This is a genomic window from Pseudomonas sp. F8002, from assembly GCF_013385495.1.
Lineage (GTDB): Bacteria > Pseudomonadota > Gammaproteobacteria > Pseudomonadales > Pseudomonadaceae > Aquipseudomonas.
Window position 1 is genome coordinate 167035 of sequence record NZ_JACAPW010000031.1, and the last position, 21417, is coordinate 188451.

Consider the following 21417-nt stretch of genomic DNA (forward strand, 5'->3'; position numbering starts at 1 on the left):
CTCCCTGCGTTAGAGCGGCGCCCGGAACATATCCGGCGCCACGAGTTGATACGGTTGCAACACCGCTTCACGCTGCTGGCCCAGCACCCAGGCAAATCCTGCATACAGGCTCAACAGGCTGGCGGCGACAAACACTGCAATCCAGGTGAGCGACACGACCCTCAGCCGTTTCCGGCGCGGCTGTTCCGGCCTGGGCGACGGCGCACACGCCGCAGGCGTATCACCCCGCACATGCCGGATCTGCCGATACAGCGCGTCCCGAACCTGTTCAAGCTGCAGCAACCCACGCTCCATGACCCGGTACTTGCCCTCAAACCCGAGGGACAGGCACAGGTACATCAACTCCAGCATCGCCAGGTGCTTGAAGGGGTCCCTCGACATGCGCTCAAGCAACTGGAAAAACTTCTCGCCGCCGAAGGTTTCGTTGTGAAAACTGCTCAGCAGGCTCATCTTCGACCAATCGCTCTGGCTGCCCCATGAGGTGGTGACCACTGCCTCGTCGATCACGCTGCACAGCACATACCGCGCCGCCATGACCTCGCTGGCCTGGGCCCCGTCATGCCGGGCCCGCGTCTCGAACAACGTGACTGCAGCCGAGAGTCGTTCATTCAGGGCGCGCAGGCTTTCCTCGGCGGTACTGCGCTTGAGGCGGACCACCTCGGACAACAGCTCCCAGGCAGGCGCTACCAAACTGTTCAGGCCAATGTCGAAATGCTCCGCGCCCTGCAAGCGGGCCGCGTAGATCATCCGGTCTTCCAGTTGTTCGAAACGCGGCGGCGATGCGAAGTCGGTCATCGGTCCCTGCGCCGGTCCGCGTCCCTGTCGATCAAGCAGGACGGTTTTCTCGTCCTGCGGGTATTCCCTGTCCATGGTCTCAGTTCCTGATGGCCCAGAATTTCAGTTCCAGTTCGGCAAATTCACCGCTGACGTGGAAGGCAAATCCTCCCGACTGCTTCAACTGCTCAATGTCCCGGGCACCGAGTTCAAGCATGAAATAGGTGTTGGCGGCATGAAACGGTATCTGCCGGGGAGCCACCGGCAGCGGCTTGACCTTGATGCCCGCCAACTGCAGGTTGACCAACTCGCGAATCCGCTCCACGGGGCCGACCTTGAGGTGCGCCGGCAGCCGGTGACGAAGCTCCTCGGCGTCACAATGGGCGCTGGCGGCCAGAATGAAGGTCGCCGAACCCAGCAGGTTGAGATCGCTCACCGGGCACACCAGCACCCCGTACTGGCGAGGCTGCAACGCCAGCTCAATGGCATGCTGCTCAAGCACCATCGACAGCAGGCTGCGAATCGGCTCCATCAATCCACGAAAGCTGGCGCCCTGGTCGCTGTGCCGGTAATGCCCCTCGAAGTGCGCACGCTTGCTGTCGCTGGCAAACGTCGCGAGTTCACCCAGGATCGACAGCAATGTTCGATACAGCGTTTCAGGGCTGACCTGGCTCAGGCTCAGGTAGTGACGCAAGACCAGTTCGGTGCGATTGATCAATTGCAACATCAGGAAGTCGCCAACCTCCGCGCCGGCGGCGGTACCGTTGGCGCGAATCCGCTCGGCGATGGCATCCCCCCGGTAAGCGAGCAGGCTGATCACCTCCTTGAGGCAAGACAGCAGGTAGCCGGAGCCATGCAGGTGAATGAAGCTCGGGATAAAATCGGGGTCCAGGCTGACGCCCTCCTCAGTGCAACTGAGCACCTGGGCAACCTTGAGCTTCACGTAATGCGGGTCGCTGTGTTGCTCCCCCAGCAACAGGCGAAAATCCAGCTGCCCGCAATTGACCTGACGACGAGCTTCTTCCCCGGCGTTGGAGTCGCTGACGTCTACCGCAAGAGTCTTGTAGCGCGCCAACACATCAATCTGCTCGGGTCGACGGGCTTCAACACAGTTACCTGTGGCCAGCGGCAAGGCCAGGTAGATCGACTGCTTCCCGGTATTGACCGGAACCTCCAGCACCAGCGACTCCATCGCGCCGCCCAGCTCGAACAGGCTGCCATCCGGCAATATGCCGCTGGCCTGGCTGATAACGACCTTGCCCATATTGAGGTATTGCACATCGATTTCCAGGGCCAGGAAGCCCCAGGCGTGACGGCACAACAGCTGGGTGCGGCGCGTGAGTTGCTGATCGTGGTACCGATCGTTTTGCTGGAAATGCTGAGGGCGCAACAACATGCCTTCCTGCCAGATGACTTTTTGGCTGTACATGTCAGTCGCCCGCCTTCGCGGGTTGCGGGTTGACCAACCGAATGCCGGCCTGATCAAGGATCAGTTCAGCGCCGGTCAATCGCTGCGCGGTCACCGGCAACACATAGCGCCATTGCGAGTGAGGCAAATCACGGTACGCCGCCAGCACACCGACATAACGACTGCCTGGCTCGAGGCTGAGTTTGAGCGTGGAGTGATCGCCGGGGCGCAACTCCAGCTCTTCGAGGTTCACCAGGTCCTTGGGCAACGTGTGCTCGGCATGAGCATAAAGGCTGAAAAAGTCCGCATTTTCAAAAGCCACGGGGTGTCGAAGCTCCATCAGGTGCACCACGATCGGCGACGGGCGACCATGGAGATCAGGGTTGACCCGTTCGCTGGCGGTCAGTGTCAGGTCCAGCTTGGTCAACTTCGAAAAGGGCGACAGGGAGCAACCACCCAGCAAACCCATTACAGCGCACAACAAAGCAACGGTGACTCGGGACATGAAGATCATCCTGGATAACGGTGAAGGGTTGAGATCAGACGAATCTGTTCCTCGTACGCCTTGGCGAAGTCGCTGCCCAGCAGGCGCTCGCTCAAGTGCTCGTCCTCGATCAGTGCCTGGTAATGGCGCTGATACGCGCGCCAGCGGGCGCCACACCGGGGAATCAGCGGCGGCCTTGCCTGGCGTTCGAAGCACAGCAGCAAATGGCCGGGCGCAAAGGCTGCCAGAGCGCCGCGTACTGCCGCGCGGCAGGCCGCCAGCAAGGCCACCTCGTGAGCCTGCATGTCGCGGTACGCCCGCATGACAAGCATCTCGGCGGAAACCTGCCCCAGCTGCCCGACACCCAGCAGCGACCCCAAGGCCGCACTGGCGTCTGCGCTGTCTCTAAGTGGGTTGGGGCTTTGGAGCGGCGTCTGGGTGAGTGCCAGTTTCAGCTCTTGCCTGAGCTCGTTACGGGTGCCCAGGCTCTGTTGCAACCCTTCAGTCATTTGCCGGAGCAAGCTCGCGGCCTTGATCGCCAGGACTTCTCTTGCCGACTCATCGAGGTCGCCCAGATCAATACCGAGTGCCTGCGCAAACCCCAACCAGAATGGCCCTGAGCCGTGACCTGGAACGGGCGATTGCGGACTTGGGGCAACCTGGCGCGCAGGCTTCACAAGCTCGGGAACCGTCAGGTGATCCCGGTCCGCCGCGTGGTCCGTCCAGCGCAATGTCTCGTAGGTGGTCATGTTCAGGGCCGCCAGCTCTTGCGACCCGTCCTCGCGCTGCAGTTCGCTGGCCATTGCCCGCAGTGGGTCCAGCTCAAGGAATGCATCATCGGGAATCAGCCTGTGTAATCCGTCCTGGCCCTGTCCCAGCGGTGGGCTGACCAGTCGTGCGCGAATACTCAGCGGCCCCAGCTGAAATACCGCGCCGTCATCTATCGGTTGCTGCTGCCCCTCATGCAGACGCTCACTGCGGCCTGCCAGGCGGGTTCCATTGCTGCTGATATCCGTCAGGAAATACCGGCCGTCACGATAACTGATCACCGCGTGACGACCGGAAACCTGGCGACTGGTGTCAGGCAGGGTCCAGTCGCAACCGGCCCCCCGGCCGATGACGCCCCCCACTCCGTCAAAGACTTTGCGCAGCGCCGGCGCGGACTCTGCTGGCCCCGCAGGGCACACCTCAAACACTAGCTGCATGGCAGGACTCCTCCGCGCTCACAGGCCACGACCGGTGGACCGTGGATCACCCAGCGGACGGTAGTCATCGTCGTCAAAGACATGATTGGTGTTACAGCCACTCAGCAAAAACAACACAAGCACCAGGGCTTGCCACTGACTAACAGGCATCAGGTATCTCCCGGAATTGAAAGGGTGTGCCATTCAGCACTCTCCCTGGACTTCGCCAAACGGAATGTCCAGGCGTGCAAGGCGGTACAACAACGTGCGCCGGGCGAGGCCCAGTTCACGGGCGGTGCGGGTTCGATTGCCACGGTTCTTGCGCAGGCAGTCGATCAGCACTACCCGCTCGACTCGCTCCATGCGCTGGCGCAGCGTTGCGTCGACAGCGGGCGCGGACAGGGTTGATGGCAGCGATAAATGCGCAGGCAGGATCACCTCGTCGTCGCACAGCAGCACCGCCCGCTCCACCATGCATTTGAGCTCACGAACGTTGCCGGGAAAGTGGTGGCTGGACAGTTGATCCAGGGCCGCACTCGACCAGCCCACCGTGGCTCGCCCCAACAATGCACAGGCCTTGTCGGCGAAATGCCGGGCCAGTTGCAGCACGTCCCCGTCCCGCTGGCGCAGCGCCGGCAACTCGATAGGAAACTGCGCCAGCCGGTAATAAAGGTCCTCGCGAAAGCTTCCTTCAGCCACCATGCTGGTGAGGTCCCGGTGGGTCGCCGCGACGATTCGCACGTCGACCTTGTGGGACGTGTTGGCACCCAACGGCCGAATCTCGCCCTCCTGCAGGACCCGCAACAACTTGGCCTGCAGTGAGAGCGGCATATCACCGATTTCGTCGAGCAGCAGCGTGCCGCCGTGGGCGGTGTCAAACAGGCCGGCGTGGTCTCTTTCGGCCCCGGTGAACGCGCCTTTGCGGTAACCGAACAACTCACTTTCGAGCAAGCCTTCGGGAAACGCTGCGCAGTTTTGCACCACAAATGCCTTGCTGCTGCGCGGGCCGGCAGCATGAATGGCCCGGGCGACCACCTCTTTACCGGTGCCGGTCTCGCCCCGGAGCAGCACGGTGTAGGGGCTATGCACCACCTTGCCGATCAGGCGGCACGTCTCGTCCATGGCCGTGCTGTTTCCGATCAAGCCGTAGGCGCTGGTGCTGCGGGTGCTGCGAACCACCTTCAACGCACCGGGAGTCCGGCGCATTCGCCGCAACAGGGCCAACTGGCTCAAGACAAAACTGCCCAATTGGCCCAGGGACGCACCATAGCCAGCCAGCTCCGTCGCTCGCAGGCTGGCACACAACACCATCCCGGATACCTGCTTGCTCGGCCCCGGTAACGGCACGCACAGGAGTGATTGCCAGGACGCCGCGACCGCTGGCAGAAACCCCGTGTCATACACACTGCTGCCTGCCTCGGTGAGGTTGAACACGCGGTTCTGTTGCAGCACGTACTGCAACAGTTGCTCGTTCCGCAAATCCGCGCCCGAGCTCACAACCGCCCCTGGCGGCGACAGGCCCGGCAAATACTGGGCAGCCAGTTCGAGGCGGCCGGTGGCCTGGTCGAGCAGGTACAACTGGCCAAGCTCGCAGCCGCTCAGTTGCGCGGCGCCTGCCGCAAAGTCATCGGCCAATGTCGATTCGTCACTATTGATGCCCAACCGGGTAAACCATCCCAGCAAGGCAGCGGCGTAGTCCAGCGGGCTTGGCAACTGGGTAAACGGATTGTCCGCCATCAGTTGAACTCACAGATTACGGTGCCATTGGCATCCAGCCTGGCATGGACGAACTGCAGGGACTTGCCAACGGCCATCGCATCCAGCAGGCGATCCACCACCTGCGGCAACAGGTTTTCCTCGATCCATTGGTCGACAAACCGCGCGCCACTCCCACTGTGGCTACAGTGCTCGGCCATGTATGCGACCAGATCCCCTGCGTGAGTGAATGCGAGCTTGCGCTGAAGCAGACGCTGGCCCAGTCGCTGAAGTTTGTGTTCAATCAGTTGGTGCAGCACCGCGCCTGCCACCGGGTAATACGGCACGACTCGCATACGGGCCAGCAGCGCCGGCTTGAAATGAGCTGTCAGTACCGGCCGGATCGCGGCGTGCAGTACTTCGACAGCCGGTCGTTGACTGTCGGCGCACAGCCCGGTGACAAGATCGCTGCCCAGGTTGGAAGTCATCAGGATCAGGGTATTGCGAAAGTCGATTTCACGTCCTTCTCCATCATTGGCTACCCCTTTGTCGAACACTTGGTAAAACAGGTTCAGGACATCCGGATCCGCCTTCTCCACCTCATCGAGCAGCACCACTGAATAGGGCTTTTGCCGCACCGCCTCAGTCAGCACCCCGCCCTCCCCGTAACCGACATAACCCGGTGGTGCACCGATCAGCCGGGACAGTGAGTGTTTCTCCTGGTATTCAGACATGTTGATCGTGGTGACAAAGCGCTCGCCGCCATACAACAGGTCGGCCAGGGCGTGGGCAGTTTCAGTTTTGCCGACACCACTGGGGCCCACCAACAGAAATACCCCCACGGGGGCATCAGGCCTGTTCACGCCGGCCGCGACAGCCCGCAGGCAACGGTCCAGGACCTGCACGGCACCTTCCTGGCCGAGGATGCGACCACGCAGATCATCCGCAAAGTTCAGGACCTTCGCGCTGTGTTCGCGGGCAAGCTGCTCCAGGGGAATACCCGTCCAGGCGCTGATAACCTGCGCCACCAACCGTGGGCATACTTCGAAGCTGACCAATCGCTGTTCGTGCTGTATGGCCTGCAACGCTTGATGGTTCTGGGCCAGGAGCGGAGCGAGAGCCTCAGTGCTTTCGCCAAGGTTACCGGCGTCGGCCAGTTGCTGGCGCAGCGAGAGCACCTTCTCGGCCAGTTCGCGCTGTTGGGTCCAGCGTTGTTCAAGCTGGAACTGTGCGACTTCTACTTCTTCCAGTCTCCGGGTGAGGTGCTGCAGCACCTGTTCATCGATGGCCAACCCCGCGTCGGCATCCCTGCGCACGGCACGTTGCTGGCGCGTGCCCTCGGCCAGTTCGGCGCGCAACTGCTGCAGTTCGTCCGGCGCCGTGACCAGGCTGATCCGCACCCGGGCACAAGCGGTGTCCAGCACGTCCACAGCCTTGTCCGGCAACTGGCGGCCGGCCAGGTAGCGGGCACTCAACTGCGCGGCGGCGACCACGGCGTCATCGCGCACGTAGACTCCGTGGCTGGCCTCATACACCGGGACCAACCCACGCAAAATCGTCACGGCATCGTCAACCGTCGGCTCGTGCACCTGCACCGGCTGAAAACGCCGCGCCAACGCCGGGTCTTTCTCGAAGTACTTCTTGTACTCAGACCAGGTCGTCGCGGCGATGGTACGCAACTCACCTCGTGCCAGCGCTGGCTTGAGCAGGTTGGCGGCATCGGAGCTGCCGGCCGAGCCGCCTGCGCCGACCAGGGTATGGGCCTCATCGATGAACAGGATGACCGGTTGCGGCGAGGCGTTGACCTCATCGATCAAGCCTTTGAGGCGGCGCTCGAACTCACCCTTGATACTGGCACCGGCTTGCAGCAGGCCCATGTCCAGGGTCAGCAGGCGCACCTTCCTGAGCACCTCTGGCACTTGCGCGCTGACGATCCGCAGGGCCAGGCCCTCGACTATCGCGGTTTTCCCGACACCCGCCTCGCCCACCAGAATGGGGTTGTTCTTGCGCCGCCGCGCGAGCGTATCGATCATTTGCCGGACTTCGTTATCGCGACAGAGCACGGGGTCGAGTTTCCCGTCCCGGGCCTGGCGAGTCAGGTCATGGGTAAAGCGCTCCAGCAAGGAACTCCCCGCCTCAGCTGGAGCCGCCTGCGCGTTTTCACTCAAGAGAAATCCGAGCACACGCGGTGCATCAAGCGTGCTCATCACCGCCTGGTAACGGCTGCCAGCGTGCTGCATCGGGTTGCGCAACAAGGCGAGCAGCAAGGCGCCATGGTCCACTTCCCGTCGGCCCAGCTCCAGATGGGCAACCAGCAACGCCTGCTGCAGCCATTGCACCAGGGCGGGCGAAAACACCGGATTGCGGGAAGCGCTCTGGTCGACCCGAGGTTGCAGCACGGCCTGCAATTCCCCGGCATCCACGCCCGCATCCTGCAGCGCTCGCATAAGAACACCCTCGGGATGCTCCAGGAGCGTCAGCAGCAAGTCTTCCACCAGCACCTCGCCGCCGCCCCGGGTGACACAACGCTCGGCGCTGCGTTCCAGGTCGCGCCGTGTGGACGCCGTCAATGCCTGGATAAGTTGTTGCAGATCCACATTCATCATATCCATCAATCCCTAATGATTTTTACTGGCCAGGATGACCACGCCGTCTGCCCGCTCATGCCCCAGCCAACTGGTCCAGCCCAGGCGGCAGACGTTGTGCTCGCCAAGGTGCAACGGCCGGACCTCGCCCGCCGCCAACACCAGTCGCACGTCGTATTCCAAGGGGTCCCGGGCGGCAAAACGCACCAGCGCACACAGCGGCTCGTAACCCGCCCCGGTGGGCAAAAACTCGTGAAAACGCTGCCAATCGAGTGCCAATACATGAACCCTGAACATGCCACTGCGGTCGATAAGGCACTCCCCCAGCACCAGGTCCGAACCCAACGAGCTATAGGCGCGACCAAGGTCATTGCGCTGCTCCTGGTCGATCACTACCCTGCGCTCGACCCACTGCTCGATGACCAGCCGGTTGTGCTTGAAGTAATAACGCAGCACGGTCTCGATCAGCGCGGCGGAGTGCACGCGCAGGCTCAGCAGCCCCAGGTAGGGCAAAAGGCGTTTCCAGTTCAGTTGAGCCGCGCTGCGAATCGCGCTGCCACCCAGGCCCACCCATGCAAACATCTGCTCGGAAAAGGGATCGCGGGCGCCCGGTTGAAAACTCGCCTGATAACGATATTTTCGCCAGATCGGCACTATCAGCCGGTGCAGGCGATGGTGAAAAAGATCAAGAAATTCCCGCGTCGGATTACCGCCCGCTACCTCGGCAAAGGCTTGCTCGCCATAGAACGCCGGCAGCGGTGACCCTGTACCAAACAGGCCCAGCACATTGAGGCGAAGCCGTGCCCGCAAATGGCCGTGCTCGACAAAAAACTCCACACGATCAATGTCGTTGCCGGGAAAGCCAAAGCCTGGGTTGGCCTGGAACTCCAATTGATCGTAAAGCGCCTCATCGTCCAGCGAGGGATGCGCCTCGCGCAGGCGCTCGATAATCTGCGCAACCGCCTGAAACACCGAGTACTCGCGAATCACTCGGGACAGTGCGGTTAAAGCAGGGGCTGCTGGCCCATCCGGGGTGGCCATAGGTACACGTCTCCTTGTGTGCTGATGACTCGCAGTTCGTGGTACGAGTTGAGGCTGGCGTAAAGCGCGAAGAACTCGTTGAGCACCGAGGCAAAGACGAACACGTCGCCCTCCCCCAGGTAGCCTTCAGGATCGATGGTGAGGTCAACCCGCAAGCCGCGAAATGGCAGGCCTCGGTGCAGCCGGTCTACGGGCTGGTGACTGATCGAACGGAGGGCGCCCAGCCTTCGCCTGCTGACCTTTTCCACCTGGCGGTCGTGATAACGCGGCAGGTCGTAGGTTTCGAGGATCACCCTCAAGGCGTTGATATCGGTCAATGACAGATAGTTGAGCGACATATTGCTGATCAGTCGCCACAGGAAGTCGCTGTCCAGGGGTGGCGCAAAGCTGGGGGTTGCCGCGGTGATGTTGCGAAACGAGAGAAACTCGGGCGTCTGTTCGCACGCCTGATTGATATCGCCCACCTGCAGCAGGCATGGCAGGTTGTGGTTGGTGCAGGTCAGTTCAATCGACAGGGTTTCCTGTTCATGCACTGGACACCGGTCGAAACTCAGCCAGGTATCCAGGCCGGCATGTTGCAGGGATGGCCGCTGGCGAACGCCATAGCTGGGCGCGGCGCTGCCAAAATCGTGCTCAAACGATTCGAACGGTACATATTCCTGGTACCCGAGGCCTCCCGGCCGCCATCCCGTGACCTTGTCGACGGAAAATACACCGCAGTTCCCCCTGGCGTATTCGCCAGGCAACAACAGGTATTCGTCCTGCTTGCCGTCCAGGCGAATCGGTACGCCGTCGTGCTTGAACAGATTGACGATGGGCGTGCAGTACAGCTTCACGTTGTCCAGGGTAGGCGCCATTCGCTCAATACCGCGACCACGCATGTCGAAGCGTAACGTCACGCCATGTACCTGCTTGAGTACGTCAATAGGCAACCTGCTCAGCGCGCCAAGGCCACTCACATCGACAAACAGGTATTTGTCGGGAAAGGCGAAGTACTCCTGCAAATGGCGATAGCCACGAAAGGTATTCAACGGATAAGGGATCAGTGCCTCATCCTCGGAAAAGCCCACAGGACTGATATCGTTGCTGGACAGACGCAATGAAACAGGCTCGCCGTCGGCGCCGATGACCGGCAGCCCGTCGCGCCCGAAAGGCCGCAACTCGAACCCGTCCAGGTGACGCAAAAGCCCCAGGTAAAGCGCCTGGCTGACGGGCTGCTCCCCCGCGAGATGCAAACGCAGGCAGTTCAGTTCCAGCTCACTGAAGTTGCCCTCGGCCGTCATCTCCAGACGCAGGCAGAGCAAAGCGCCCTCACCCTGTACCGAGTACTCCATGGCGGCCAGTTGCAGCGGCAAGACCTGCGTCGGGTAACAGGTACGAAAACGGCAGCGTTCACCGTCGATCGCAATGCTTTCCACCGGTGTATCCCGCTCGACCCTGATGGCCGGCCCTGTGCGCTTGAGCGGATCAAACTGCAGCATGCTGAACGACGGCAGCGGCCGCATATAGTTGGGCCACAGCAGATGCATCAACGAGTGACTCAACTCCGGCAATTGATCATCAAGCTTCTGCCGCAGGCGACCGGTGAGGAATGCAAAACCCTCAAGCAACCGTTCTACATCCGGGTCCTGGCCAGCGTCCCCAAGAAACGGCGCGAGTGCCGGGTTGCGCTCGCAGAAGCGTCGCCCCAACTGTCGCAGTGCGCTCAGCTCGCCCTGGTAGTAGCGGTTAAACGACATCCGGTTTGACCTCGACCCGTGCGCCGTGAGCCAGGCTGGCGAAAAAGGCGACCGCTTGCGTCATGCCATTGACTTCCATGGCCCCCTCGATGGAAAAAGCCAGCACCATCGGGTCACGGTCCTGTGGCAATGCCTTGACACGGACATCCTTCAGACGGGGTTCGTAGGCCTGGATAAAGCGCTCAATCAGGAACCGAGCCTGGCTCAACGCGTCATGCAGGCTGAGGCGCATGTCATTCAGATCAGGTAACCCGTAATCAGGTAGCGTCTGGACACTGCCCGCACGGGTGCTGAGCATTTTCGCCAGATGACCCGCCACGGATTCCACGACGCAACCTTGCGGGCTGCGCCCCACGCCGGACTCCAGGCGCTCGAAAAGGCTGCGGTTTTGGCTAATCACGTGGCGGCGGCTCATTCTTTATCGAGCTTGCCGACGAGCGACAGAGTGAAGTCTGCCCCCATGTACTTGAAGTGCGGGCGAACGCTCAGGTTGACGCGATACCAGCCGGGCTCCCCGTCGACATCACTGACAACAATGCGCGCAGCCCGAAGCGGGCGCCGTCCACGCACTTCGGTGCTGGGGTTGTCCTGGTCGGCGACGTATTGGCGAATCCATTTGTTGAGTTCCAGCTCAAGGTCGGTGCGCTCCTTCCACGACCCCAGCTGTTCTCGCTGCAGGACCTTGAGATAGTGGGCCAGGCGATTGACGATCATCATGTACGGCAATTGGGTACCGAGCCGGTAATTCAGCTCGGCAGCCTTGCCTTCGGCACTGATTCCAAAAGACTTGGGTTTTTGCACCGAACTGGCGGAAAAGAACGCTGCATTGTCACTGCCCTTGCGCATGGTCAGGGCAATGAAGCCCTCTTGCGCCAGCTCGTATTCGCGTCGGTCGGATACCAGCACCTCGGTAGGAATCTTGGTTTCGATCTCGCCCATGCTGTGAAAGTGATGCAGCGGCAAGTCCTCCACTGCACCACCACTCTGCGGGCCGATAATGTTCGGGCACCAGCGATACCGGGCGAAACTGTCCGTCAAGCGGGTAGCAAAGGCATAGGCCGTATTACCCCACAGATAGTGTTCGTGGCTGCTGGCCACATGTTCCTGGTAGGCGAACGTCTTGACCGGGCAATCAACGGGATCGTACGGCGTACGCAATAGAAAGCGCGGTACGGTGAGGCCGATGTAGCGGGCATCTTCGCTCTGGCGAAAACTCTGCCATTTGGCAAACTGCGGCCCTTCAAAATGGTCCTTCAGGTCCTTGAGGTCAGGCAGGCCGGTAAAGCTCTCCAGGCCGAAGAAACCAGGGCCGGCCGCCGCAATGAACGGTGCATGGGCCATGCAGGCCACGCTGGAAACATACTGCATCAGCCTGACATCGGGAGCACTGGGGGAAAGGAAATAATTGGCGATGATTGCCCCTACGGGCTGGCCGCCGAACTGACCGTATTCGGCACTGTAGATGTGCTTGTAGAGTCCGGACTGAGTCACCTCCGGTGAGTCCTCGAAGTCATCCAGCAGGTCCTGGCGGGAGACGCTGAGCAGTTCGATCTTGATGTTTTCACGAAAATTGGTGCGATCAACCAGCAACTGCAGGCCACGCCAGGAAGACTCCAGTGCCTGGAAGTCGGGATGGTGCAGGATTTCATCCATTTGCTGGCTGAGCCTTGCGTCAATCTCGGCAATCATCCGGTCAACCAGGCGCTTCTTGACCGGCTCGCCCTTGTTTTGCGGCTTGATCAGCTCCTCGATAAATGCCGAGACTCCGCGCTTTGCAATACTGTAGGCCTCGTCGTCGGCGCTGAGGCGGGTCTGGGCAATGATGTTGTCGAGAATGCTGTACTCATCCGTGATGGGCGCATGCGACGGGCTTTGGCTGGTAGTCATGGTGTCAGTGTCCTTTTAACTGAGAGAGTCATACGGCGGAGCTGTCCAGCCCCAATTCAGCCAATACCCGCTTGCGCGAATCGTCATCGGCGAGGGCATTTTCAATGGCCTTTCGAAAGCTCGGCGTGTTGCCCAGCGGCCCCTTGAGCGCCACAAGTGCATCGCGCAGGTCCATGAGCTTTTTCAGCTCGGGTATCTGCTCAACCAGCTGTGCAGGATTGAAGTCCTTCATCGAATTGATCCTGACCCGGATCGCCAACTCATCAGGTTCGGCTGAATCCTGCAGCCGGTTGGGGACGCTCAAGGCCAGGCCCAAGGCCTGCTTGGCCAGCACCTCGTCGAGGCTGTTCTTGTCGATGCCGACGGGCTTGCGGTCTTCGAGCTTGCGCAGGTCTTCACGCTGGGTGAAGTCACCAAGCACCAGCAATTTCAACGGCAGCTCGACCTCTTCCTGCGCAGTGCCGACGGCGGGTTTGAACGTGATATTGATGCGTTCCCTGGGGGCTACCGAACCTTCTTTCGCCATGGTGTTTCTCCTTTTTCGGGGGGCTCGAAAGCCTATTCAAGTACCGCTTCGAGATCGAAGTGGCACAGCCTGCGATGGACATCTTCCTTGCGCTCACGCACGGAATGGCTCTGGGGCAATACGTCACAGCAGCCATGCAAGAGCTGCAGCACTTCAACCGCCAACTCGGGCTCCCAGCGCTGCAGACCTGATTGCTGCAGCTCGTGGTCCAGGTGATCGAGCTGGACTTTGGCCAGGTCATGCTTGCCTGCCAGCAAACACAACCTGGCCAGGCCAAGCCGCCAATGAAACCGGGCACGATCACCTGTTGCGGTTTGCATGCCCTGCTTGAGGGACCGCACAGCCACCTTGAACCCGTCCTTGCGCAGCACGGGCATGACGTCGTGCAACGCTTTGTCCCAAGGCGCAGCCGGGGCATCAGGTGCCGACCTGAGTGGGACCGGGGCTTGCAAATGGCGGGCAACCTGGGTGTTGATCCAGCCACGGGTGACGTCGTCGGCGAAGGGTGTTCCGTCGTGGAAGCGCAGCTGTGCAAGCCCCGGCAAGCGCTGGAGCAACAGCGCGAAGTGCACTTCCAGCTCGGTCATGGCCAGGTCGGCCTGGAGTGCCTGCAGGCACTCCCACACCCGGTACAAGCCGTCGAACCAGAAAGGTGCTCCGGCCAGGCTGCCCTCAAGCTCCAGCAGCAGGTCGGTATGCTGCCCTTGGGCAAAGCGCTCCTGGTACCGCTTGAGCTTGTCGGGCGCCGGCCCGCGCAAAGGCGTTACCTGTTCGCTGTCACAGTCCGGAAGACTGGTGATCGTCAGCCAGGTCAACGTTCGGTTCAGACGCAGTGCGCGCAGATCGGTGGCATTCTGGCGCTGCCACCAGGCCGACAAGGGCCGGGCATGTTCCTGCAGCGTGCGCAGCAGCTTGTGGGCGTCCTTTTCGTTTTCCACAATGGGCTCGGGCGCCATCAACTGAGTCGCGACCTGCCTGATATGGGCGATCACCCCTGTGCTACCGCCTGCTGGAGGTTCGCTTTCGGTGGACTGTTGCAATCGGTCCGACAGCTGCCTGCGAACCGGCAGTAACAGTGGCGCATCTTCGAGAAGGTGTTCGGTCCACAACTCGTCCAGCCGCGCCAGGTGTTCGAGCATGCAGTGGAACAAGGGCCGCTGATCCTTGAGCGAAACAGGTTGTGCAAGCACCTGCTCGAGGCGCGGGACCAGCCAGCCAAAGGCGGCACTGCGGGTACGCAGCTTGCCCGGATAAACGACCGCCCAATGATGCTCACAGAGGTAGCGCAGCAATCCGAGGCCTGCGAGCAGCCCGGGGAAGGACTCGCGCTGATGCAAGGCCCAGGTCAACCAGACAGCGACCCGCAAGTCCTTGGACTGGTGGCGTAACAGCGCCTCGCTTTTTTCCACGACCCATTGCCAGTCAGGCTGACTGTTTCCGTGAATGGAGTGCGCCTTGCCCAGTTCAGTTTCAAGCGCCTCATACTCGGTCGAAAAACGCATATCGGCCCCCGCATAACTCGTTTTCGAGTTGGGTGCCTGCGCAAGTTCGAGGTAATAATCGGAAAGCCTGTCTGAGTAAACCATTATGGGCCGCACTTTACTTTCCTGAACATGTTCAGTGAACTAATGGCCATTCAAGCGCACACCAGAACATTGATTAAAGTTTGCCTTCCCTACGAGAAGAGCACGAACCTTATCCATGCAAAAAGCATTGTTCAAGCCACCAAATAGCAGTTAAGGAGTTTCCTACAAGAATAGAAAAATCGCCGACGCGCAAGAATTTGCGCATCCAAGGCGCCAGGCATCATCATAAATTAGGTGAACTCTGCGAATAACACCGTCCATCAACATGAGCAACTAACTGCGCACCCCTGCGCAAACAAATACAACTAAATCGAATTAAAACCTTTAATGCCGCTCAAAATGAAAACCAATAAAACCTTGACCCCCTGCTTTCATTGACGCTCGAACTTTCCGGCACGCTTCTTGATATCGAGCATTACCCGGCCGGCAAGTCCGTCGGCCGGGACGACCTCATTTATCAGGCAAGGAAAACCGTCATGCCAACACCCGCGTATCTATCCATCACCGGCACCAAGCAAGGCTTGATCACGGCAGGCACGTTCACCCAGGACTCGGTCGGCAACATTTACCAGGAAGGCCATGAAGACCAGATCCTGGTGGAAGCATTCCAGCATCAGGTGATCATTCCCCGTGACCCGCAATCCGGCCAGCCCACCGGCCAGCGTGTGCACAAGCCCCTGATGATCAGCAAGGTATTCGATAAATCGTCGCCATTGCTGTTCAGCGCATTGACCTCCGGGGAAATGGTCAAGTGCCGCCTTGAGTGGTACCGAACCTCTTCAGCCGGAACCCAGGAACACTACTTCACCATCGAGTTGGAAGACGCGATCCTGGTGGACATCCAGTCACGGATGCCCAATTGCCAGGACCCGAACAACGCACACTTCACGCACCTGGAGGATGTGTATTTCACTTACCGGAAAATCGTCTGGACCCATGAGGTCTCCGGTACCTCTGGCTCTGATGACTGGCGCAGCCCGGTAGCCGGCTAAGCAGCCACCGAAACAGAAACGGCATCGCCATGGACGGCACCGTTTCTGTCGGCCACTAGACCATCGCCAGCGGATGCTTGCGCTTCGGCGCCCCAAAAACCCGGTCAATCGCGTCCAGGTCGTGCTCATCCAGCACCAGCTTCGCCGCTGCGGCATTGAGCCGGACATGCTCTGGCGTAACCGCCTTGGGAATCGCGATCACACCGTCCTGACGCAAGACCCAGGCCAGGGAAACCTGGGCGGGTGTGACCTCGTGGCGACGGGCAATTTGCTTGAGGGTCGGGCTGGCCAACAGGTCGCCACCCTGGGCGATGGGACAGTAGGCCATCAAGGGTAAATTGTGTTGCTGCCACCATGGCAGCAGGTCGAACTCGATGCCGCGCTCCTCGATGTTGTAGAGCACCTGATTGGTGGCACAGGCCGGGGAAGCCAGCTCCTGCAGGTCTGCCACATCAAAATTGGACACACCCCAACGACCGATCTTGCCTGCCTCACGCAAGCGCTCGAAGGCTTCTACCGTTTCTTCAAGGGGGTATTGCCCACGCCAATGCAACAGATACAGATCAATGTAGTCGGTGCCCAGGCGCTGGAGGCTGGCCTCACATGCACGTGGAATGCCTTTGTGGCTGGCATTGTGCGGGTACACCTTGCTGACCAGGAACACCTGGTCGCGCTTGCCGCGAATCGCCTCGCCGACGACTTCTTCGGCACCGCCTTCGCCATACATTTCAGCGGTATCGATCAGGGTCATGCCCTCATCGATACCCAGTTGCAACGCGGCCACTTCGGCGCTGCGCTTGCCGGGATCCTCGCCCATGCGCCAGGTCCCCTGGCCGATGACAGGGACGGGTACGCCGGCCAGATCAATGGTGCGCATGACAACCTCCTGATGAATTTGCGAATTAACAGTGTGGCACCGACTGGACAAAAGGGTTCAATCGAAGGAAGGTGGCCCTTTCCATCCCAGCCATAGAAAGGGCCTGCAATGCTGTTTGTGGTCATGTTGGGGGGTAAGCACCCCCGGGCGAAAATCGAAGTGCATGATGTGGTGTTCGCCGTCGCCGACACCCTGGAAGCCGCCTACCCGCAACTGCGCGAGGGCTGGTTTGGCAGCCAGAAAGGTGTGCATATCGACTCCTGGATGACGGTGGATGGCGTTGACGGCTGGAAAGTCCAGCTCAGCCACCTGGCGCCGAACGCCGGGGCGCCGCGCCTGTACTTCATCAACCTGGGCGGGTATGAATCGAACGTCTTTGGCGAGGCACACCACTACCTGCTGGTGGTTGCGCGCACGGTCAGGGAGGCGGCAGCCCAAGGCAAACAGCAGATGCTCACGCACTGGACGCAATCCCACACCGACGGCGTACTAAATATCGACGACTGCCTGCCCATCGACCTGGTAGACGGGCGCTACATCCACCTGGAACCCGGCGTACACCGCCCGGTCGTCACGCGAAACGACTACATCGTACTGCCCTGACCGCCTCCTACCCGAACGGGGTATGGCGCCCCACCCGCCACCTGCCTGAAAGTGCAATCAGCCCCTCGGCCTGACAACAAGCACAACATCAAGGTGGGTTCGCCATGCATAAAGCCGTTATCGCCCTGTTCAGCGCTGTCTTGCTTGCATCAACGTCCGTCAGCCAGGCCGCTGACGACCCGGGCAACACCTTGCGCATCTACAACTGGGCCGATTACATCGGGGAACACACCCTCGCCGACTTCGAGAAAGCCACCGGCATCAAGGTGATCTACGACACCTACGACTCCTACGAAACCGTGCAGGGCAAGTTGCTGTCCGGGCGCTCGGGTTATGACCTGGTGGTGCTCAATGCGTCCCTGGTGCCGCTGCTGATCAAGGCCCAGGCCTTCCAGCCCCTCAACAAAGCGCTGCTGCCGGACTGGAACAACCTCGACCCGCAAGTGCTGAAAAGCCTGGAAACCCATGATCCGGGCGTGACCTATTCCGCGCCCTACACCTGGGGCAGCAATGGCGTGACCTACAACATCGACAAGATCAAGGAACGCATGCCGGATGCGCCCATCGGCTCCCTGGCGATGATCTTCGATCCCAAGATCGTTTCGCGCTTCGCCGACTGTGGCATCACCTTCATGGACTCCCCCACCGACATGATCCCGCTGGCCCTGACCTACCTCGGCCTGGACCCCAACAGCGTGGCGCCCAAAGACCTCAAGGCCGCTCAGGACGTGCTGATGGCCGTGCGCCCGTACATCCGCAAATTCGACTCCAGCGGCTTTATCAACGGCCTGGCCAATGGCGAGCTGTGCATGGCCACCACCTGGTCCGGCGACTACGCCACGTCCCAGGCCCGGGCGGCGGAAGCCGGGGCCAAGGTCAACCTGAGTTACTTCATCCCCAGGGAAGGCTCGCTGATCTGGTTCGATAACTTCTACATCCCGGCCGACGCACCCCACGTGGCGAATGCCCACAAGTTCATCGAGTTCCTCCTGCAACCGCAAGTGATCGCCGGCGTCAGCAACACCATTCACTACGCCAACAGCAACCTGGCCTCCAAGCCCTTTGTAAATGCCGATATACGCGACAACCCGGCCATCTACCCGGACTCGGCGACGATGCAACGCTTGTTCACCCAGAAAAGCCAGTCCCAAGCCGCCGTGCGCCTGATCACCCGTACCTGGAATGCCGTGAAGACCGGCAAGTGAAACCCAGCCATTGAAGGTAAACGCCATGACCCTGCCAAATACTGACTTTTTCGCCCAGTTCGACCACGACCAACTGGACGCCGCCGACAAGGCCCATTACATGCACGGTTTTCATATGTTCGACGAACACCGTGAACAAGGCTCACTGAATATCGCGGCGGGTGACGGCGCCTACATCTACGACACCGCCGGCAACCGCTACCTGGATGCGGTCGGCGGCATGTGGTGTACGAATATCGGCCTGGGCCGCGAGGAAATGGCAGACGCCATCGCCAACCAGGTTCGCCAGCTGGCGTACTCCAACCCGTTCTGCGACATGGCCAACGTCACCGCCATCGAACTGTGCGCCAAGCTTGCCAGCCTGGCTCCCGGCGATCTTGATCATGTGTTCCTGACCACCGGCGGTTCCACGGCTGTCGATACCGCCTATCGTCTGGTGCAGTTCTATCAGAACAGTCGCGGCAAGCATGAGAAGAAACACATCATCTCGCGCTTCAGTGCGTATCACGGCTCGACGTTCCTCACGATGTCCATCGGCAACAAGGCCGCCGACCGCGCGCCGGAATTCGATTTCATGAGCGACTTGTTCCACCACATTTCGTGCCCCAACTACTACCGGGCGCCGCAGGGCATGAGCGAGGCGCAGTTCCTCGATTTCCTGGTGGATGAGTTCGAAGACAAGATCCTGACCATCGGCGCCGACAAAGTGGCCGCGTTCTTTGCCGAACCGATCATGGGCTCGGGCGGCGTGATCATTCCGCCCAAGGGTTACCACCGGCGCATGTGGGAAGTCTGCCAACGTTATGACCTGCTCTACGTGGCGGATGAAGTGGTGACGTCCTTCGGCCGGCTGGGAAAATTCTTCGCCTCCCAGGAAGTGTTCGACATGCAACCGGACATCATCACCACCGCCAAGGGCCTGACGTCCGGCTACCTGCCGTTGGGCGCGTGTATTTTCTCGGACCGCATCTGGCAAGTGATCGGCGAGCCGGGCAAGGGCCGCTGCTTTACCCACGGCTTCACCTACAGCGGCCACCCGGTGAGTTGCGTGGCGGCGCTGAAGAACATCGAGATCATCGAGCGGGAAAACCTGCTGGCCCATGTGGAAGACGTCGGCGTGTACCTCGAACAGCGCCTGCAAACCCTGGCCAATCTGCCGCTGGTGGGCGACGTGCGCTGCCAGCGGCTGATGGCCTGCATTGAGTTCGTCGCCGACAAGCACACCAAGGCGCTGCTGCCGGACGCGGTGAACATCGGCGAGAAGATCCACCTGCGGGCCCAGGCCAAAGGCTTGCTGGTACGGCCCATTGGCCACCTGAATGTGATGTCGCCGCCGCTGATCATCACCCATGCCCAGGTGGATCAAGTGGTGGAAATCCTGCGCCAGTGCATCCTCGACACCGCCGAAGAGCTGCGCCAGAGCGGCGAGTATCAAGGCCGATGAGCCTGGGCGCCCCGGTGCTTTTGCCGGGGCCCTGGCCGGCGGGTAGACTGGCCGGCATGAACGAGCATGCCGATCACTGCCCTGCCCCGTCCTTCCAGGTGCTTGACGCCTGGAATGGTGCGTTGGCCCACGCCTTCGCCAGCGTCGACGAAGCGTCATTTCTCGAACACCTGGCCTGCGCCCTCAGTGCGCTGACCCCTATCGAATCGATGATGATCAGCCTGGAGCGCCAGGGTCAGGCGCCACACTTGCTCTACCAGCAAGGCATCCCCCGGCCGCACTACGAAGAGATCATCAACCGTTACTTCTCCCGGGGCTACCTGCTGGACCCGTTCTGTCTCGCGGTAGACAAGGGCCTGGCCGAAGGTTTCTACCACCTGGCGCAGATCGCCCCGGACGATTTCTTCAACAGCGAGTACTACAAAACCTACTACCTGCGCAGCGGCGGCGCCCAGGAGAGCTACTACATCGTCGACCTGTGCCCCAACAGCAAGATTTCGTTGTGCATGTTCCAGGGGCTGAGTGCCGGCCAGTTCAGCGACGAACAACTGGCACTGCAACGAACCGCCCAACCCATCGTGCGCGAACTGCTGCGCCGCTTCGGCACCACGGGCGGGCTGTGCAAGGTGATCAGCGACGAGGCCTTCACCCAGACCCAGGTGCATCAGCAGATTGAAGCGGCGTTCATGCATTTTGGCAGCGGCGTATTGACCGTGCGCGAACGGGAAATCGCCCATCTGATATTGCGTGGGCACTCGGTGAAATCCACCGCGCAGGTGCTGGGCATTTCCCCGGAAACCGTGCGCATGCACCGCAAGCATTTGTATACCAAGCTTGAAATCAACTCCCAGGCGGAGCTGTTTGCGCTGTTTATCGATTGGCTGACCCACAGCGGCGTAATGGCCCGATCCTGACCGTCCAGGCAACCCAGGGGAACTTTGCCAGGAAATAACCACCTGAATCCGGTACGCTCAGCATTTTTACCCAAGGAGATACCCCTCATGGCCAAAGCCACCGCCCGTCACATCCTCGTTGCCACCGAAGACAAGTGCAACGAACTGAAAGCGCAAATCGAAGGCGGCGCCGACTTCGCCGAAGTTGCCAAAGCCAACTCGTCCTGCCCGTCCAGCCGTCAAGGCGGCGACCTCGGTTCGTTCGGCCCGGGCCAAATGGTCAAGGAATTCGACACCGTCGTATTCAGCGCCCCGGTCAACACCGTGCAAGGCCCAGTGAAAACCCAGTTCGGTTATCACCTGCTGGAAGTAACCAGCCGTCAGGACTGATCCAGTCCGCGCTAATGTTTAAAACAACGGCCCACCCTTTGGTGGGCCGTTGTGCATCTGTGACAGTGTGATGACTGGCGAGGCGTACGCGCATAGCGTACAAA

20 protein-coding genes are annotated in these 21417 nt (G+C 60.7%); 6 read left to right on the plus strand and 14 right to left on the minus strand.

The window, feature by feature from the left end; genetic code table 11:
- Window positions 1–9: 9 nt before the first annotated feature.
- Genes icmH through tssA form a run of 13 tightly spaced genes read right to left on the minus strand, consistent with a single transcriptional unit; the run spans window position 10 to window position 14909 of the window.
- Complete coding sequence (gene icmH, locus HX811_RS22380; protein ID WP_177047451.1) at window positions 10–870, minus strand: type IVB secretion system protein IcmH/DotU; 861 nt, start codon at window positions 868–870, stop codon at window positions 10–12.
- A gap of 4 nt (window positions 871–874) precedes the next feature.
- Window positions 875–2203, minus strand: coding sequence for a type VI secretion system baseplate subunit TssK (gene tssK, locus HX811_RS22385; RefSeq protein WP_177019434.1), 1329 nt, complete (start codon window positions 2201–2203; stop codon window positions 875–877).
- A gap of 1 nt (window position 2204) precedes the next feature.
- Window positions 2205–2687, minus strand: coding sequence for a type VI secretion system lipoprotein TssJ (gene tssJ, locus HX811_RS22390; protein ID WP_023658927.1), 483 nt, complete (start codon window positions 2685–2687; stop codon window positions 2205–2207).
- Window positions 2688–2692: 5 nt separating this feature from the next.
- Window positions 2693–3871 carry a type VI secretion system-associated FHA domain protein TagH gene (tagH, locus tag HX811_RS22395; protein ID WP_177047453.1) on the minus strand — a complete coding sequence of 393 codons (1179 nt, stop codon included), beginning with the start codon at window positions 3869–3871 and terminating at the stop codon, window positions 2693–2695.
- A gap of 18 nt (window positions 3872–3889) precedes the next feature.
- Window positions 3890–4021 carry a hypothetical protein gene (locus tag HX811_RS22400; protein ID WP_003208049.1) on the minus strand — a complete coding sequence of 44 codons (132 nt, stop codon included), beginning with the start codon at window positions 4019–4021 and terminating at the stop codon, window positions 3890–3892.
- Between the two features lie 33 nt (window positions 4022–4054).
- A complete protein-coding gene (locus tag HX811_RS22405) occupies window positions 4055–5587 on the minus strand; it encodes a sigma-54-dependent Fis family transcriptional regulator (RefSeq protein ID WP_177047455.1) in 1533 nt (510 codons plus the stop codon).
- Complete coding sequence (gene tssH, locus HX811_RS22410) at window positions 5587–8151, minus strand: type VI secretion system ATPase TssH (RefSeq protein WP_177047457.1); 2565 nt, start codon at window positions 8149–8151, stop codon at window positions 5587–5589. Before tssH ends, HX811_RS22405 begins: the two co-directional genes overlap by 1 nt.
- A 12-nt stretch (window positions 8152–8163) precedes the next feature.
- Window positions 8164–9171, minus strand: coding sequence for a type VI secretion system baseplate subunit TssG (gene tssG / locus HX811_RS22415; RefSeq protein ID WP_177047459.1), 1008 nt, complete (start codon window positions 9169–9171; stop codon window positions 8164–8166).
- Complete coding sequence (gene tssF, locus HX811_RS22420; RefSeq protein WP_177047461.1) at window positions 9135–10910, minus strand: type VI secretion system baseplate subunit TssF; 1776 nt, start codon at window positions 10908–10910, stop codon at window positions 9135–9137. The genes tssG and tssF overlap by 37 nt, the downstream gene beginning before the upstream one ends.
- Window positions 10900–11325 (minus strand): type VI secretion system baseplate subunit TssE, encoded by a 426-nt coding sequence (gene tssE, locus HX811_RS22425; protein WP_177047463.1) that lies wholly within the window; start codon window positions 11323–11325, stop codon window positions 10900–10902. Before tssE ends, tssF begins: the two co-directional genes overlap by 11 nt.
- Window positions 11322–12797, minus strand: coding sequence for a type VI secretion system contractile sheath large subunit (tssC, locus tag HX811_RS22430; protein WP_003208039.1), 1476 nt, complete (start codon window positions 12795–12797; stop codon window positions 11322–11324). Before tssC ends, tssE begins: the two co-directional genes overlap by 4 nt.
- A 28-nt stretch (window positions 12798–12825) precedes the next feature.
- Window positions 12826–13323, minus strand: coding sequence for a type VI secretion system contractile sheath small subunit (gene tssB / locus HX811_RS22435; RefSeq protein ID WP_003208038.1), 498 nt, complete (start codon window positions 13321–13323; stop codon window positions 12826–12828).
- A 32-nt stretch (window positions 13324–13355) separates the two neighbouring features.
- Complete coding sequence (gene tssA, locus HX811_RS22440) at window positions 13356–14909, minus strand: type VI secretion system protein TssA (protein WP_102369332.1); 1554 nt, start codon at window positions 14907–14909, stop codon at window positions 13356–13358.
- A gap of 476 nt (window positions 14910–15385) precedes the next feature.
- On the opposite strand from tssA, the gene HX811_RS22445 reads away from it, so the two are divergent.
- Window positions 15386–15901 carry an Hcp family type VI secretion system effector gene (locus HX811_RS22445; protein WP_003208034.1) on the plus strand — a complete coding sequence of 172 codons (516 nt, stop codon included), beginning with the start codon at window positions 15386–15388 and terminating at the stop codon, window positions 15899–15901.
- Between the two features lie 55 nt (window positions 15902–15956).
- Here HX811_RS22445 and HX811_RS22450 read toward each other — a convergent pair whose 3' ends face one another.
- Entirely contained in the window at window positions 15957–16778 is an 822-nt protein-coding gene (locus HX811_RS22450; protein ID WP_008437004.1) for an aldo/keto reductase, read from the minus strand.
- Between the two features lie 108 nt (window positions 16779–16886).
- On the opposite strand from HX811_RS22450, the gene HX811_RS22455 reads away from it, so the two are divergent.
- The 5 genes from HX811_RS22455 to HX811_RS22475 all read left to right on the plus strand — a co-directional run bounded on the left by HX811_RS22455 (window position 16887) and on the right by HX811_RS22475 (window position 21313).
- On the plus strand, window positions 16887–17381 hold the full coding sequence (locus HX811_RS22455; RefSeq protein ID WP_177047465.1) for a DUF1543 domain-containing protein: 495 nt from the start codon (window positions 16887–16889) through the stop codon (window positions 17379–17381).
- A gap of 104 nt (window positions 17382–17485) precedes the next feature.
- Window positions 17486–18586 (plus strand): polyamine ABC transporter substrate-binding protein, encoded by a 1101-nt coding sequence (locus HX811_RS22460; protein WP_177047467.1) that lies wholly within the window; start codon window positions 17486–17488, stop codon window positions 18584–18586.
- A gap of 25 nt (window positions 18587–18611) precedes the next feature.
- Window positions 18612–20030: an aminotransferase gene (locus HX811_RS22465; protein ID WP_177047469.1), complete on the plus strand. Its 1419-nt coding sequence runs from the start codon at window positions 18612–18614 to the stop codon at window positions 20028–20030.
- 56 nt (window positions 20031–20086) lie between these two features.
- The gene (locus tag HX811_RS22470) at window positions 20087–20944 is read left to right on the plus strand and encodes a response regulator transcription factor (protein WP_102370284.1); all 858 of its coding nucleotides are present in this window, start codon (window positions 20087–20089) and stop codon (window positions 20942–20944) included.
- An 87-nt stretch (window positions 20945–21031) separates the two neighbouring features.
- Window positions 21032–21313 carry a peptidylprolyl isomerase gene (locus tag HX811_RS22475; protein ID WP_003208024.1) on the plus strand — a complete coding sequence of 94 codons (282 nt, stop codon included), beginning with the start codon at window positions 21032–21034 and terminating at the stop codon, window positions 21311–21313.
- Window positions 21314–21417: the final 104 nt, after the last annotated feature.

What these genes read in the sequence shown, in the direction of transcription:
- HX811_RS22460 (WP_177047467.1), top strand. Translation starts at nt 17,486, where the DNA reads ATGCATAAAGCCGTTATCGCCCTGTTCAGCGCTGTCTTGCTTGCATCA.
- tssB (WP_003208038.1), bottom strand. Translation starts at nt 13,323, where the DNA reads ATGGCGAAAGAAGGTTCGGTAGCCCCCAGGGAACGCATCAATATCACG.
- HX811_RS22465 (WP_177047469.1), top strand. Translation starts at nt 18,612, where the DNA reads ATGACCCTGCCAAATACTGACTTTTTCGCCCAGTTCGACCACGACCAA.
- HX811_RS22405 (WP_177047455.1), bottom strand. Translation starts at nt 5,587, where the DNA reads ATGGCGGACAATCCGTTTACCCAGTTGCCAAGCCCGCTGGACTACGCC.
- HX811_RS22470 (WP_102370284.1), top strand. Translation starts at nt 20,087, where the DNA reads ATGAACGAGCATGCCGATCACTGCCCTGCCCCGTCCTTCCAGGTGCTT.
- tssG (WP_177047459.1), bottom strand. Translation starts at nt 9,171, where the DNA reads ATGGCCACCCCGGATGGGCCAGCAGCCCCTGCTTTAACCGCACTGTCC.
- HX811_RS22475 (WP_003208024.1), top strand. Translation starts at nt 21,032, where the DNA reads ATGGCCAAAGCCACCGCCCGTCACATCCTCGTTGCCACCGAAGACAAG.
- HX811_RS22455 (WP_177047465.1), top strand. Translation starts at nt 16,887, where the DNA reads ATGCTGTTTGTGGTCATGTTGGGGGGTAAGCACCCCCGGGCGAAAATC.
- icmH (WP_177047451.1), bottom strand. Translation starts at nt 870, where the DNA reads ATGGACAGGGAATACCCGCAGGACGAGAAAACCGTCCTGCTTGATCGA.
- tssH (WP_177047457.1), bottom strand. Translation starts at nt 8,151, where the DNA reads ATGATGAATGTGGATCTGCAACAACTTATCCAGGCATTGACGGCGTCC.
- tssF (WP_177047461.1), bottom strand. Translation starts at nt 10,910, where the DNA reads ATGTCGTTTAACCGCTACTACCAGGGCGAGCTGAGCGCACTGCGACAG.
- tagH (WP_177047453.1), bottom strand. Translation starts at nt 3,871, where the DNA reads ATGCAGCTAGTGTTTGAGGTGTGCCCTGCGGGGCCAGCAGAGTCCGCG.
- tssJ (WP_023658927.1), bottom strand. Translation starts at nt 2,687, where the DNA reads ATGTCCCGAGTCACCGTTGCTTTGTTGTGCGCTGTAATGGGTTTGCTG.
- tssE (WP_177047463.1), bottom strand. Translation starts at nt 11,325, where the DNA reads ATGAGCCGCCGCCACGTGATTAGCCAAAACCGCAGCCTTTTCGAGCGC.
- tssC (WP_003208039.1), bottom strand. Translation starts at nt 12,797, where the DNA reads ATGACTACCAGCCAAAGCCCGTCGCATGCGCCCATCACGGATGAGTAC.
- tssK (WP_177019434.1), bottom strand. Translation starts at nt 2,203, where the DNA reads ATGTACAGCCAAAAAGTCATCTGGCAGGAAGGCATGTTGTTGCGCCCT.
- HX811_RS22445 (WP_003208034.1), top strand. Translation starts at nt 15,386, where the DNA reads ATGCCAACACCCGCGTATCTATCCATCACCGGCACCAAGCAAGGCTTG.
- tssA (WP_102369332.1), bottom strand. Translation starts at nt 14,909, where the DNA reads ATGGTTTACTCAGACAGGCTTTCCGATTATTACCTCGAACTTGCGCAG.
- HX811_RS22400 (WP_003208049.1), bottom strand. Translation starts at nt 4,021, where the DNA reads ATGCCTGTTAGTCAGTGGCAAGCCCTGGTGCTTGTGTTGTTTTTGCTG.
- HX811_RS22450 (WP_008437004.1), bottom strand. Translation starts at nt 16,778, where the DNA reads ATGCGCACCATTGATCTGGCCGGCGTACCCGTCCCTGTCATCGGCCAG.